Source organism: Pseudomonas sp. SORT22 (assembly GCF_018417635.1).
Lineage (GTDB): Bacteria > Pseudomonadota > Gammaproteobacteria > Pseudomonadales > Pseudomonadaceae > Aquipseudomonas.
Window position 1 is genome coordinate 637,213 of sequence record NZ_CP071007.1, and the last position, 14,114, is coordinate 651,326.

Sequence of the window (14,114 nt, forward strand, 5' to 3'; positions counted from 1 at the left end):
GTCGCACCGCCGCTCCTACAGATGGGCGCCAACGATCCCACCATCCTCCCTGCTGATTGCCATCACCGACGAGCGCGGCTTGCCATTGGGCAGGTGCTCGGGGAAGGTCGAACCGCCGGTTTCGCCCGGATGCTGGATACCGACGAACAGCGTGCGCTGGTCCGGGGCAAAGGCGATGCCGGTCACTTCGCAGGCCACCGGGCCGACCATGAAGCGGCGGATCTCGCCACTGGCAGGATCTGCACAGAGCATCTGGTTGTTGCCCATGCCGGCGAAGTCACCGCTGTTGCTGTAGTCGCCGTCAGTCAGTATCCACAAGCGGCCATCGGCATCGAAGCCCAGGCCATCGGGGCTATTGAACATGTTTTGCGGGGTGATGTTGGCGGAACCTGCCTTGGCATCACCGGCATGCACGGATGGATTGCCGGCCACCACGAACAGGTCCCAGTCGAAGCTCATCGCGCCATGGTCATCGGCGCTTTCGCGCCAGCGCAGGATCTGCCCGTAGACATTCTTCTCGCGCGGGTTGGGGCCGCCGACCGGCTGGCCGTCTTCACCGCGTTTGACGTTATTGGTCAGGGTGCAATAGACCTGGCCGTCCGTGGGGCTGACCACGATCCACTCCGGGCGGTCCATGCGCGTGGCCTGCAGGTGGCTGGCGGCCAGGCGTGCATGGATCAACACCTGGGCCTGGCTGGCAAAACCGTTGGCGGCGTTGAGGCCGTGCTTGCCGTGGGTCAGCTCCAGCCATTGGCCTTTGCCGCGCGGATGGTCAGGGGTACGGTCGCCATCGTCGAAGCGCGCCACATACAAGGTGCCGTGGTCCAGCAGGTTGCGGTTGGCGCTGGCGTTCTTGTGGTCGATGCGCTCGCGGCTGATGAACTTGTAGATGAACTCGCCTCGCTCGTCGTCGCCCATGTACACCACGGCGCGGCCGTCGGCGGTCTCGGCGAGGGCGGCATTTTCGTGCTTGAAGCGGCCCAGGGCGGTGCGCTTGAGCGGTGTTGATTGCGGATCGAACGGGTCGATCTCGACCACCCAGCCATGGCGGTTGAGTTCGTTGGGGTTTTTCGCCAGGTCAAAGCGCGGGTCGTGCGGGTGCCAGTCGACGTCCTTGCCGCTGACCGAAGCGCCATAACGCTTCTGCGCGGTATCGAAGGCCTGGGCCGGATCGCTGCTGCCGAAACAGTCGGTGAAGTTCTCTTCGCAGGTCAGGTAGGTGCCCCACGGGGTTTTGCCGTTGGCGCAGTTCTGGAAGGTACCCAGCACCTTGCGCCCGCTGTTGTCGGCCGCGGTTCTGAGCAGGGCATCGCCGGCGGCGGGGCCGCTGAGGCTGATGGGCGTGTTGCCATGGATGCGTCGGTTGTAGGGCGAATCCTGGATGAATTGCCACTGGCCGTCGGCGCGTCGCACTTCGATTACCGACACCCCTTCAGCGGCCTGGGCCTTGTGCACCTCTTCGGCAGAGGCCGGTTTGCCGCCGTGGCTGAACAGGTAGCGGTAGTTGGTGTACTCGTTGTTGATCGCCATCAGCGCGCGGTTGTCGTCGCCGGGGAAGGGGAACAGGCTCATGCCGTCGTTGTGGTCACCGAACTGCAGTTCCTGGGCCTGGGCACTGCCATTGCCGGAAGGGTCAAAGGCTGGCGCGTCGGCGTGCAGCGGCTGGCCCCAGCTGATCAGCACCCGGGCCTTGTAGCCTGGTGGCAGGCTGATGCTGTCGGCGCTGGCGGCGGGAATGCTGGCAAAGCCCAGCAGGCTGCTGTTGCCGGCGCTGACGCTGGCGGCCAGAACGCTGCGGCTGAGCAGATTGCCACCGAGAAACAACGCTGCGCCGCACAGGGCCCCGGCACCGATAAAGCGCCGGCGGCTGAGACGGGTGAGCTGTTCGAGGTCGGTTGGCTGGTGTTCTTCTAATAGGTGCATGACAGGCTTCCTGCGGGTTTGGCAGTCACCTTAGTCAGGGCGCATGACGGTTTTGTGGCAGTTTTACAGCGGCGTTCCGAGAAGTACGTAGGAAGGCTGGAACTGCACCTGCAGGTCGCTACCTACAACGACCCGGTGACCCTTAAGCCAGTGAGCTTCGGCAAAGGCACACAGGGTTTGCCCGCTGGCCAGGGCCAGGCGCACTTCGGTGGGGCCCTCGGCGTCGTCAAGCAAGGCATCGACCTTGACCGGCAAGCAGTTGTAGCCCTGCGCAGGTTGTTCATCGAGGCCGAGCAACTCCAGCCAGCCGGCCTTGATCAGGGCGACGACGGCGGTACCGGGGCTCAGTTCCAGGCGAGCGGTGCTGTCGTGGGTGATCTCGGCGTCGATGCGCAGATCACCCGCCAGGGTCAGGCTGATGCGGTCATAGCGGCCCTGGGTCTCGATCGAACTGATACGCCCGTGCAGTTGGTTGCGCGCGCTGGTGCGCAGCATCAGGCGGCCGAGCAGGTCGAGATCGCTGGCGTCTTCGGCGGCTTCGAGGATCTGCGCCTGCAGCGCCTGCAAACGCTGGTACAGGCGCAGCACCCGCTGGCCTTCGGTGGACAGTTTGGCCCCACCGCCGCCACGGCCGCCGACACTGCGCTCGACCAGCGGGCTGGCCGCCAGGTTGTTGAGCTCGTCGATGGCATCCCAGGCGGCCTTGTAACTCATGCCGGCGCTTTTCGCCGCACGGGTGATCGAGCCTTGTTCGGCAATGTGTTGCAGCAAGGCAATACGCTGCGGACGGCGGACGATGTGCTGGGTGAGCAGGGCAGGCAGAGACATAAGCGGTAACGGGCACCTGAAAGGAAACAGCCCGAAAGTGCCCGCACCCCGCGTGCAAGTCAAGCGCTGCCGGGCTTGGCGGTGCGTGCCAGGCAGTAGACATCGACCCGCCGGGCACCCGCCTTGAGCAGCAGGCTGGCCAAGGCCTGGGCAGTAGCGCCAGTGGTCAGCACGTCATCCACCAGTGCCACATGACGCCCGGCAATCAGCTTGCTGTCGTGGATGGCGAAGGCCTGGCGCAGGTTGCGTTTGCGCGCCTGCGCCTTGAGACCTTGCTGGGCCGGGGTATCGAGGGTGCGGATAAGCACCTGTTCGCTGCAGCTTATGCCCAGTTGCTGCGCCAGCCAGTGACCGAGCATGCCCGCCTGGTTGTAGCCACGTTGGCGCAAACGCCGCTTTGCCAACGGCACCGGCAGCAACAAGGCCGGGCGCGGCAGCCCTTCTTCAAAGCGATGGATCAACCAGCGCCCGAGCAGTTGCGCCAGCAGGCGGCCCAGCGGCCACTGGCTGTTGTGCTTGAAGCGGGTGACCAGCGCATCGACCGGAAAGCCGTAGTGCCAGGGCGCCTCGACCCGATAGAAAGCCGGCGGGCGCCGGCTGCACTGGCCGCAAACCAGACCGTGCATGGGCAGCGGCAGGGCACAGACCTGGCAATGCTCATCGAGCCAGGGCAGTTCGCTTTCGCAGGCGACACACAAAGGGTAGGGCTGCTCGGCCGCTTCATTGCAGAGCAGACAGGTATGGTTATTAAATAGCCAGTTGTAAACCTTGTTTTTGACTTGTGGTTGACAGTGCATCAGCCTTCCTTAACTATGCGAGCTATCCGTGATGCGCTGGCGGGGTTTCCTGTGCCGGCGCTTGTACAAGCCTAAACAAGGAACCGCCGATGAGCGCCAGCACAACTGCAACAACACGTCACGACTGGTCCCTGGCCGAGGTCAAAGCCCTGTTCCAGCAGCCGTTCAATGACTTGCTGTTCCAGGCGCAAACCGTGCACCGCGCGCATTTCGACGCCAACCGCGTGCAGGTCTCGACCCTGTTGTCGATCAAGACCGGCGCCTGCCCGGAAGATTGCAAATATTGTCCGCAGTCCGGCCACTACAACACCGGGCTGGAAAAACAGAAGCTGATGGAAGTGCAGAAGGTCCTCGAAGAGGCCGCCCGCGCCAAAGCCATTGGTTCGACCCGCTTCTGCATGGGCGCGGCCTGGAAGCATCCGTCGGCCAAGGACATGCCCTACGTGCTGCAGATGGTCAAAGGGGTCAAGGCCATGGGCCTGGAAACCTGCATGACCCTCGGCAAGCTCGACCTTGAGCAAACCCAGGCGCTGGCCGAGGCCGGGCTGGACTACTACAACCACAACCTCGACACCTCGCCGGAGTTTTACGCCAGCATCATCACCACCCGCACTTACAGCGATCGCCTGCAGACCCTGGCCTATGTGCGCGACGCCGGGATGAAAATCTGTTCGGGTGGCATCCTCGGCATGGGCGAGTCGCTGGACGACCGCGCCGGGTTGCTGATCCAGCTGGCCAACCTGCCGGAGCACCCGGAGTCGGTCCCGATCAACATGTTGGTAAAGGTCGCCGGCACTCCGCTGGAAAACGCCGAAGACGTTGACCCGTTCGATTTCATCCGCATGCTCGCCGTGGCCCGCATCCTCATGCCCAAATCCCACGTGCGGCTGTCCGCCGGCCGCGAAGCGATGAACGAGCAGATGCAGGCCCTGGCCTTCTTTGCCGGTGCCAACTCGATCTTCTACGGCGAGAAACTGCTGACCACCGCCAACCCGCAAGCCGACAAGGACATGCAACTGTTCGCGCGCCTGGGCATCCAACCCGAAGCCGGTGAAGAACACGCCGACGAAGTCCATCAAGCGGCCATCGAGCAGGCCTTGGTCGAGCACAAGAGCAGCGAGCTGTTCTACAACGCTGCCTCGGCCTGAGGCGCGCATGGCTTTTGATCTTCGCGCGCGGCTCGAGCAACGCCGCGCGGCTGACCTGTACCGTCAGCGCCCGCTGCTGCAAAGCCCGCAGGGCCCTGAAGTGGTGGTCGACGGCCAGCCGTTGCTGGCGTTCTGCAGCAACGACTACCTGGGCCTGGCCAATCACCCGGAAGTAATCGCCGCCTGGCGCGCCGGTGCCGAGCGCTGGGGTGTCGGCGGCGGCGCTTCGCACCTGGTGATCGGCCACAGCAGTCCGCATCACGCGGTCGAAGAAGCCCTGGCCGAACTTACCGGGCGGCCGCGGGCACTGCTGTTTACCACCGGCTACATGGCCAACCTCGGTGCTCTGACCGCGTTGGTCGGGCAGGGCGATACGGTGCTGCAAGACCGCCTCAATCACGCCTCGCTGCTCGATGCCGGGCTGCTCAGCGGCGCGCGCTTCAACCGCTACCTGCACAACGATGCCCAGAGCCTGGCCAGCCGCCTGGACAAGGCCGTCGGCAACACCCTGGTGGTGACTGACGGGGTGTTCAGCATGGACGGCGACCTGGCCGATCTGCCCGCCCTGGCTGCAGCGGCCAATGCCCGCGACGCCTGGCTGATGGTCGACGACGCCCATGGCCTGGGTACCTTGGGACGCAACGGCGGCGGCATCGTCGAGCATTTCGGCCTGGGTCTTGAACAGGTGCCGGTGCTGATCGGTACGCTGGGCAAGGCTTGCGGTACCGCAGGTGCTTTCGTGGCGGGCAGCGAAGAGCTGATCGAATGCCTGATCCAGTTCGCCCGGCCCTACATCTATACCACCAGCCAGCCACCGGCGCTGGCCTGCGCCACCCTGCGCAGCCTGGAACTGCTGCGCAGCGAACACTGGCGACGTGAGCACCTGGCGGCGTTGATCCAGCAGTTTCGCCGCGGCGCCGAGCAGATTGGCCTGCAGTTGATGGACAGCTTCACGCCAATCCAGCCGATCCTGATCGGCGACAGCGCGCGCGCTTTGCGCCTGTCGCAGCTGCTGCGCGAGCGCGGCTTGCTGGTGACCGCGATCCGCCCACCCACGGTGCCTACCGGCAGTGCGCGGCTGCGCGTGACCCTGAGTGCGGCGCACAGCGCGGCGCAGGTGCAGCTATTGTTGAATGCATTGGCTGACTGTTATCCGCTGCTGGAGCTTGCTGATGCGTAATCATCTGATCCTGTTGCCGGGCTGGGGCCTGGGCAGCTCCGCCTTGCAACCGCTGGTGGCGACCCTACGGGCCATCGACCCCGGTTTGCGGGTCGAGATCCAGGCCTTGCCCAGCCAAGTGTCGAGCAACCCCGAAGACTGGCTCGACAAGCTCGACCGGCAACTGCCACGCCATGCCTGGCTGGGTGGCTGGTCGCTGGGCGGCATGCTCGCCGCAGAGCTCGCTGCTCGCCGAGGCGATGACTGCCATGGCTTGATCACCCTGGGCAGCAACCTCAGTTTTGTTTCGCGCCCAGGCTGGCCGCACGGTATGGCGGTGGATACCTTCCAGACCTTCCTCGAAGGCTGCCGTTATCACACCCAGGTCACCCTCAAGCGCTTTGTTTCGCTGTGCAGCCAGGGCGCGCAAGAGCCGCGCAGCCTGGCCCGGTTGCTCAGCGCCTGCATGCCCGCGCCGGCCCCCGAGGAACTGGTGGCGGGGTTGCAGGTGCTCGGCCAGCTCGATACCCGGAAGGCTGTGCAAGCTTATGGCGGCCCGCAGTTGCACCTGTTTGCCGGGCGTGACGAGCTGGTGCCGGCGGAGGTCGCCGGCGAGTTGCTGGAGATTCTGCCCGACGTGGAAGTCGGGCTGCTGGAAGACAGTGCTCATGGTTTTGTGATGGAAACACCTCATGAGTTGGCGGCAGCAATCAAGGCCTTTGTACATGAGAGTGGCGATGACTGATCTTTCCCTGCCGGGCCTGCCCGGCGCCTTGCCCGATAAACGCCAGGTTGCTGCGTCGTTCTCCCGCGCCGCCGCCAGCTACGACAGCGTCGCCGAACTGCAGCGCGCGGTAGGTACTGCGCTGCTTGAGCAGTTGCCGGGTGCACTTGAACCGCAACGCTGGCTGGACCTGGGCAGTGGCACCGGCTACTTCAGTCGCGCCCTGAACAGCCGTTTTCCCCAAGCCGCCGGTATCGCCGTGGACATCGCCAAAGGCATGCTCGAGCACGCCCGCGAGCAGGGCGGGGCGCATCATTATGTAGCTGGCGATGCCGAGCGCTTGCCGCTGCGCGACGCCAGTGTCGAGTTGATTTTCACCAGCCTGGCGGTGCAATGGTGCGGCGATTTTCGTGCCGTGCTCAGCGAGGCCCGGCGCGTGCTGCAACCGGGTGGCGTACTGGCGTTCGCCAGCCTCTGCGTCGGCACCCTGCATGAACTGCGCGAAAGCTGGCAGGCGGTCGATGGCCTGGTGCACGTCAATCGCTTCCGGCGCCTTGAGGACTATCAGCGCCTGTGCGGCGAAAGTGAGCTGCAGGTGCTGAGCCTGCAGGCCCGGCCCCATGTGTTGCACTACCCGGATGTACGCAGCCTGACCCACGAACTCAAGGCCCTCGGCGCCCACAACCTCAACCCCGGCCGTCCGGCAGGCCTGACCGGACGCGCGCGCATGCAGGGGCTATTGCAGGCCTATGAGCGCTTCCGCCAGCCGCAAGGACTACCGGCGACCTACCAGGTGGTCTACGGTGTACTGCAAAAGCCGCCGGTAGAAGGGGATTGAGATGAACCCGGCCTATTTCATTGCAGGGACCGACACCGACGTCGGCAAGACCACCATCGCCGCCGGCCTGCTGCACGCCGCGCACCTGGCCGGCCTGAGCACCCTCGGTGCCAAGCCGGTGGCGTCCGGTTGCGAGGCCAGCAGCCAGGGCCTGCGCAACGCCGATGCCATGGCGCTGATCGCCGAAAGTTCGCTCAAGCTGCCCTACGAGCAGGTCAACCCGTTCGCCTTCGCGCCGGCCATTGCCCCGCACCTGGCGGCGCGCGAGGCCGGTATCGCCCTGAGCGTGCAGGCCTTGTTGACGCCGATGCGCGAGGTGCTGGCCCAAGGCGCTGATTTCACCCTGATCGAAGGTGCTGGCGGCTGGCGCGTGCCGCTGTCCGACCAGGCCAATCTGTCGGACCTGGCCGTGGCCCTGAAGCTGCCGGTGATCCTTGTGGTCGGCGTACGTCTGGGCTGCATTAACCACGCCTTGCTGACGGCTGAAGCCATTGCCCGCGACGGCCTGCAACTGGCTGGCTGGGTGGCCAACATTGTCGACCCGCGCACCTCGCGCCTGGAGGAAAACCTCGCCAGCCTCGCCGAACGTTTACCGGCGCCGTGCCTCGGGCGGGTGCCGAAGCTCAAGCAGGTCAGCGCTGAAGCGGTGGCCGCGCACTTGCAACTGGACCTGCTGGACTGACGCTCGTCTATCGTAAGGCACAGTGCCATTAGTGTTTTCAACGGGCCTTTTGTTGGCAAGTCTGCTTCAATAGAGGCTGTTCGCCGTCAGCGTCATGGAGTTTCGACATGGAAATCTCGGGCAACTCAGTCTACTACGCAGGGCTCGGCGCCATTCAGGCCGGGCAGAACCGCGTCGATCAGGCCGCCAGCCAGATCGCCAACACCACCGTCGAGCGTGCCGCCACCAGCCAGTCCAGCGACTATCAGGCCGAGCGCCTGCGTGCGGTCGATCGCAGCCAGCAGATGGACCTGGCCACCAGCAGCGTCGAGATGGCGCTGGGCAAGCATCAGGTCGAACTTGGTGTCAAAGTGGCCAAAGCATCGGACGAAATGCTCGGCACCCTGATCGATACCTACGCCTGACCCCCTGCGGCTCGCCCTCTGCGCGCCTTCAACTAGTCTTTATGTATCAGCGCCTTGGCCTTGCAGGCCGGCGCTCGGCTGCGCGTTTGCGGGGTATTTGGCCAGGGCAATCGCGCAGTCTGGCATGGCCGAACTGCCCTTTGCTTGATGCTTGACAAGTTTTCGGCGTAAACGTATGTTTCAAACAACTGTTTGACCGAAAGCCGCCTAGAGCTGGTCGGTATATCGCGGTCTCCCTATCCAGGATTCATCAGCAGAGGTTCATCGCTATGCCTGATTACAAAGCCCCCTTGCGTGATATTCGCTTCGTTCGTGACGAGCTGCTCGGCTACGAAGCGCATTATCAGAGCCTGCCGGCTTGCCAGGACGCCACCCCGGACATGGTTGACGCCATCCTCGAGGAAGGCGCCAAGTTTTGTGAACAGGTACTGGCCCCGCTGAACCGTGTCGGTGACCTTGAAGGCTGCACCTGGAGCGAGTCGGGCGTAAAAACCCCATCCGGCTTCAAGGAAGCCTACAAGCAGTTCGTCGAAGGTGGCTGGCCGAGCCTGGCCCATGACGTCGAGCACGGCGGTCAGGGCCTGCCTGAGTCGCTGGGCCTGGCGGTCAGCGAAATGGTTGGCGAGTCGAACTGGTCGTGGGGCATGTACCCTGGCCTGTCCCACGGCGCGATGAACACCATCTCCGAGCACGGCACCGCCGAGCAGCAGGAGACCTACCTGACCAAGCTGGTATCCGGCGAATGGACCGGCACCATGTGCCTGACCGAGCCACACTGCGGTACCGACCTGGGCATGCTGCGCACCAAGGCCGAACCTCAGGCTGATGGTTCCTACAAAGTTACCGGCACCAAGATCTTCATCTCGGCCGGTGAGCACGACATGGCCGACAACATCGTCCACATCGTCCTGGCCCGCCTGCCCGATGCTCCTGCTGGCACCAAAGGCATTTCGCTGTTCATCGTGCCGAAGTTCCTGCCGACCGCCGAAGGCACTGTCGGTGAGCGCAACGCCGTTTCCTGTGGCTCGATCGAACACAAGATGGGCATCCACGGCAACGCCACCTGCGTGATGAACTTCGACGCCGCTACCGGCTACCTGATCGGCCCGGCCAACAAAGGCCTGAACTGCATGTTCACCTTCATGAACACTGCTCGCCTGGGTACCGCGCTGCAAGGCCTGGCCCACGCTGAAGTGGCGTTCCAGGGCGGCCTGAAATACGCTCGCGACCGCCTGCAAATGCGCTCGCTGACTGGCCCGAAAGCGCCGGACAAAGCCGCTGACCCGATCATCGTCCACCCGGACGTACGTCGCATGCTGCTGACCATGAAGGCGTTCGCCGAAGGCAACCGCGCCATGGTCTACTTCACCGCCAAGCAGGTGGACATCGTCAAGTACAGCCAGGACGAAGAAGAGAAGAAGAAAGCCGACGCACTGCTGGCCTTCATGACGCCGATCGCCAAGGCGTTCATGACTGAAGTCGGCTTCGAAGCAGCCAACCACGGCGTACAGATCTACGGCGGCCACGGCTTCATCGCCGAGTGGGGCATGGAGCAGAACGTTCGCGACAGCCGCATCTCGATGCTGTACGAAGGCACCACCGGCATCCAGGCGCTGGACCTGCTCGGCCGTAAAGTACTGATGACCCAGGGCGAAGCGCTCAAGGGCTTCACCAAGATCGTGCACAAGTTCTGCCAGGGCAACGAAGGCAACGAGGCGATCAGCGAGTTCGTCGCACCGCTGGCCCAGCTGAACAAAGAGTGGGGCGAGCTGACCATGAAGGTCGGTATGGCTGCAATGAAAGACCGCGAAGAAGTCGGCGCCGCTTCGGTGGACTACCTGATGTACTCCGGTTACGCCTGCCTTGCCTACTTCTGGGCCGACATGGCGCGCCTGGCTACCGAGAAGCTGGCTGCCGGCACCACTGAAGAAGCCTTCTACACCGCCAAGCTGCAGACCGCGCGTTTCTACTTCCAGCGCATTCTGCCGCGTACCCGCACGCATGTCGCAACCATGCTGTCGGGCGCCAACAACCTGATGGACATGAACGAAGAGCACTTCGGTCTCTCGTACTGATTCAAAGGCTGTAAGGAAAAACGCCTGCCCTCACCGGCAGGCGTTTTTTTTGCCTTTTGTTTTCTGTGGGAGCGGGCTTGCCCCGCGATGTGAGGTAGCTGACAGAATGCTATCGCGAGGCAAGCCTGCTCCCACCGACCAAGTGCATTCATCTATTCATGTGCGCTGCCGATACATTAAGGCACAATGCCATTATTGATCTGCCGGGTCGGAGATTACCCTTGTTTCGTTTATCCGCTGTACGCCTGAGCCACTTCCTGCCATCAGTCTGTTTGCTGGTGTCGGGGCTCGCGGCCGCTTATGTGAGAGACCTCAGCGTCTTTTTCACCTCACTGTTCAATGTCCTGCCTACTCTGGTCCTGTTGCTCGGCGGCGCCTATTGCGCCGTGTACCGTCGTCAGCGCGAACTGTTTCTGATGCTCACGGTGTACATCGCCTACTTTCTCCTCGACACCCAGACCGACTTCTACCGCGACAACGGTCGCGTGCGCGAAGACGCGGCGGTGGTGTTCCACCTGGTTTGCCTGCTGTTGCCGCTGATGTTTGCCCTGTATGGCGCCTGGCAGGAGCGTACCCACCTGTTCCAGGACATGGTCGCGCGCTTCGCCGTACTGCTGGCCGTGGGCAGCGTCGCCCTGGGCCTGGAGCAGAGTTTCCCGCAGGCGCTGCTGAGCTGGCTGGCGGAGATCCGCTGGCCATCGCTGCACGGCCAGTGGATGAGCCTGATCCAGCTGGCCTACCCGGTGTTCTTCTGCGCCTTCATCCTGTTGGTGGTGCAGTACCTGCGCCAGCCACGGCCGTTGCATGCCGCGCAGTTGATCGGCCTGATCGGTATCTTCTGGATGCTGCCCAAGACTTTCATCCTGCCGTTCACCCTGAACATCATGTGCAGCCAGGTGATGCTGATGATTGCCGCAGCGGTGTCCCACGAGGCTTATCAGATGGCCTTCCGCGATGAGCTGACCGGCTTGCCCGGCCGCCGCGCGCTCAACGAACGCATGCAGCGCCTGGGGCGCAACTATGTGCTGGCGATGACCGACGTCGACCACTTCAAGAAATTCAACGACACCCATGGCCACGACGTCGGTGACCAGGTGTTGCGCCTGGTGGCCAGCAAGCTGTCCAAAGTTACCGGCGGTGGTCGGGCCTATCGCTATGGCGGTGAGGAATTTGCCGTGGTGTTCGCCGGCAAGAGCATCGAGGAGTGCATGCCGCACCTTGAGGCCGTGCGCGAGGTGATCGCTAACTACAACATCCAGTTGCGCAATCAGGACAGCCGCCCCCAGGACGACCAGCAAGGGCGCCAGCGCCGTGGTGCGTCGGCGGCCTCAAGCGTTTCGGTGACCATCAGTATCGGCGTCAGCGAGCGTCTGGCCGATCATCGCTCACCCGACGAAGTGCTCAAGTCCGCCGACCAGGCCTTGTACAGCGCCAAAGGTGCCGGGCGTAACTGTGTCGTCGCCTACGGTGTACAGGCCAAGCGTGGTGCCGTACGCATGGTGTGACCGAAATAGACTATACAGTCGCCAGATGACCCTATGTGTCACAAAAGTTGTTCGGTTACACTGCTTGCATAACAGTGATGCGGCCTGCGGGCCGTCCCCGACTCTAGTGTGAGAGGTAGCCATGGCTGACTATAAAGCGCCCCTGCGCGATATGCGCTTCGTCCTCAATGAAGTCTTCGAGGTGTCCAAGCTTTGGGCGCAGTTGCCGGGCCTGGCCGAAGTGGTCGACGAAGAAACCGCGCTGGCAGTGCTCGAAGAAGCCGGCAAGGTCACCAGCAAGAGCATCGCGCCGCTGAGCCGCAGCGCCGATGAAGAAGGCTGCCACTGGGACAACGGTGCGGTGAGCACCCCGGCCGGTTTCATCGAGGCCTACCAGACCTACGCCGAAGGCGGCTGGGTGGGCGTCGGTGGCGACCCGGCCTACGGCGGCATGGGCATGCCCAAGGTGATCTCGGCCCAGGTCGAGGAGATGGTCAACTCGTCCAGCCTGGCGTTCGGCCTGTACCCGATGCTGACTGCCGGTGCCTGCCTGTCGATCAACGCCCACGCCAGTGAAGAGCTCAAGGAAAAGTACCTGCCGAACATGTACGCCGGTATCTGGGCCGGCTCCATGTGCCTGACCGAGCCGCACGCCGGCACCGACCTGGGCATCATCCGCACCAAGGCCGAGCCTCAGGCGGACGGCAGCTACAAGGTCAGCGGCACGAAGATCTTCATCACCGGTGGCGAGCACGACCTCACCGAGAACATCATCCACCTGGTGCTGGCCAAGTTGCCGGACGCCCCTGCCGGGCCGAAGGGCATTTCCCTGTTCCTGGTACCGAAGGTCCTGGTCAATGCCGATGGCAGCCTGGGCGCGCGCAACCCGGCCACTTGCGGCTCGATCGAGCACAAGATGGGCATCCAGGCCTCGGCCACCTGTGTGATGAACTTCGATGAAGCGGTCGGTTACCTGGTCGGCGAGCCGAACAAGGGCCTGGCGGCGATGTTCACCATGATGAACTACGAGCGCCTGGGCGTTGGTATCCAGGGCCTGGCCTCGGCCGAGCGCTCCTACCAGAACGCCATCGAATATGCCCGCGACCGCCTGCAGAGCCGCTCGCCAACCGGCCCGCAAGCCAAGGACAAGGTCGCCGACCCGATCATCGTCCACCCTGATGTGCGGCGCATGCTGCTGACCATGAAGGCCCTCAACGAAGGGGGGCGTGCGTTCTCCACCTATGTGGCGATGCAGCTCGATACCGCCAAGTTCAGCGAAGACGCCCAGACCCGCAAGCGCGGTGAAGATCTGGTGGCCTTGCTGACGCCGGTGGCCAAGGCATTTCTCACCGACCTCGGCCTGGAGTCGGCGGTGCATGGCCAGCAAGTGTTCGGTGGCCACGGTTACATTCGTGAATGGGGCCAGGAGCAACTGGTGCGCGATGTGCGCATCACCCAGATCTACGAAGGCACCAACGGCATCCAGGCCCTCGACCTGATGGGGCGTAAGGTGGTTGGTAGCGGCGGCGCGCTGTACAAGTTGTTCGCCGACGAGATCCGCCACTTCACCGCCAGTGCTGGCAGCGAGCTGGGCGAATTCGTCAAACCGCTGAATGCCGCCCTCGACAACCTCGACGACCTGACCGCCTGGGTACTCGACCGGGCCAAGAGCAACCCGAATGAAATCGGCGCGGCGTCTGTTGAATACCTGCAGGCGTTTGGCTATACCGCTTATGCCTACATGTGGGCGTTGATGGCCCGGACCGCCCTGGCCAAGCAAGGCGAGGACGATTTTTACGCCAGCAAGCTGGGCACCGCACGCTTCTATTTCGCCCGTCTGCTGCCGCGGATTCACTCGCTGAGCGCTTCGGTCAAAGCCGGTAGCGAGTCGCTGTACCTGCTGGATGCGGCGCAGTTTTAAGCGTAATAGTTGTTTGTAAGCATTCTCTTACATGACGTGGTGACTTTTCGCCTCTATCGGAAGATTGGATCCACAGTTAATCTTCTCACATGGACGTAGCGCAGGAAGCGCAAAGTACAGAACACGGACAC

At 63.5% G+C, this 14,114-nt stretch carries 12 protein-coding genes; 9 read left to right on the top strand and 3 right to left on the bottom strand.

The genetic code is table 11. From position 1 onward, the window contains the following. Nucleotides 1-15: 15 nt before the first annotated feature. The 3 genes from JYG36_RS02950 to JYG36_RS02960 form a co-directional block, all read right to left on the bottom strand. Nucleotides 16-1,923 (bottom strand): PhoX family protein, encoded by a 1,908-nt coding sequence (locus JYG36_RS02950; RefSeq protein WP_093378859.1) that lies wholly within the window; start codon nt 1,921-1,923, stop codon nt 16-18. A gap of 63 nt (nt 1,924-1,986) precedes the next feature. Beyond that, the gene (locus JYG36_RS02955) at nt 1,987-2,751 is read right to left on the bottom strand and encodes a TOBE domain-containing protein (RefSeq protein ID WP_093378862.1); all 765 of its coding nucleotides are present in this window, start codon (nt 2,749-2,751) and stop codon (nt 1,987-1,989) included. A 59-nt stretch (nt 2,752-2,810) separates the two neighbouring features. Continuing rightward, nucleotides 2,811-3,548, bottom strand: coding sequence for a ComFC family protein (locus JYG36_RS02960; RefSeq protein WP_093378871.1), 738 nt, complete (start codon nt 3,546-3,548; stop codon nt 2,811-2,813). A gap of 89 nt (nt 3,549-3,637) precedes the next feature. Between JYG36_RS02960 and bioB the strand changes: the two genes are divergently transcribed. From bioB to JYG36_RS03005, 9 genes are all read left to right on the top strand, one after another. Beyond that, a complete protein-coding gene (gene bioB, locus JYG36_RS02965; protein ID WP_045199206.1) occupies nt 3,638-4,696 on the top strand; it encodes a biotin synthase BioB in 1,059 nt (352 codons plus the stop codon). 7 nt (nt 4,697-4,703) lie between these two features. Then, nucleotides 4,704-5,876, top strand: coding sequence for an 8-amino-7-oxononanoate synthase (gene bioF / locus JYG36_RS02970; RefSeq protein WP_213603066.1), 1,173 nt, complete (start codon nt 4,704-4,706; stop codon nt 5,874-5,876). Then, a complete protein-coding gene (locus JYG36_RS02975; protein ID WP_093378876.1) occupies nt 5,869-6,600 on the top strand; it encodes an alpha/beta fold hydrolase in 732 nt (243 codons plus the stop codon). The genes bioF and JYG36_RS02975 overlap by 8 nt, the downstream gene beginning before the upstream one ends. Beyond that, a complete protein-coding gene (gene bioC / locus JYG36_RS02980; RefSeq protein ID WP_213603068.1) occupies nt 6,593-7,417 on the top strand; it encodes a malonyl-ACP O-methyltransferase BioC in 825 nt (274 codons plus the stop codon). Before JYG36_RS02975 ends, bioC begins: the two co-directional genes overlap by 8 nt. Nucleotide 7,418: 1 nt before the next feature. Further along, nucleotides 7,419-8,099 (top strand): dethiobiotin synthase, encoded by a 681-nt coding sequence (gene bioD / locus JYG36_RS02985; protein WP_093378882.1) that lies wholly within the window; start codon nt 7,419-7,421, stop codon nt 8,097-8,099. A gap of 107 nt (nt 8,100-8,206) precedes the next feature. After that, nucleotides 8,207-8,503, top strand: coding sequence for a hypothetical protein (locus tag JYG36_RS02990; protein ID WP_045199215.1), 297 nt, complete (start codon nt 8,207-8,209; stop codon nt 8,501-8,503). A 269-nt stretch (nt 8,504-8,772) separates the two neighbouring features. After that, nucleotides 8,773-10,578, top strand: a complete 1,806-nt coding sequence (locus tag JYG36_RS02995) for a phenylacyl-CoA dehydrogenase (RefSeq protein ID WP_093378885.1) — start codon at nt 8,773-8,775, stop codon at nt 10,576-10,578. Nucleotides 10,579-10,799: 221 nt separating this feature from the next. Then, on the top strand, nt 10,800-12,083 hold the full coding sequence (locus JYG36_RS03000; RefSeq protein WP_213603070.1) for a GGDEF domain-containing protein: 1,284 nt from the start codon (nt 10,800-10,802) through the stop codon (nt 12,081-12,083). Between the two features lie 121 nt (nt 12,084-12,204). Then, nucleotides 12,205-13,983 carry an acyl-CoA dehydrogenase C-terminal domain-containing protein gene (locus JYG36_RS03005; protein WP_123565351.1) on the top strand — a complete coding sequence of 593 codons (1,779 nt, stop codon included), beginning with the start codon at nt 12,205-12,207 and terminating at the stop codon, nt 13,981-13,983. The last annotated feature ends 131 nt before the right edge of the window (nt 13,984-14,114 follow it).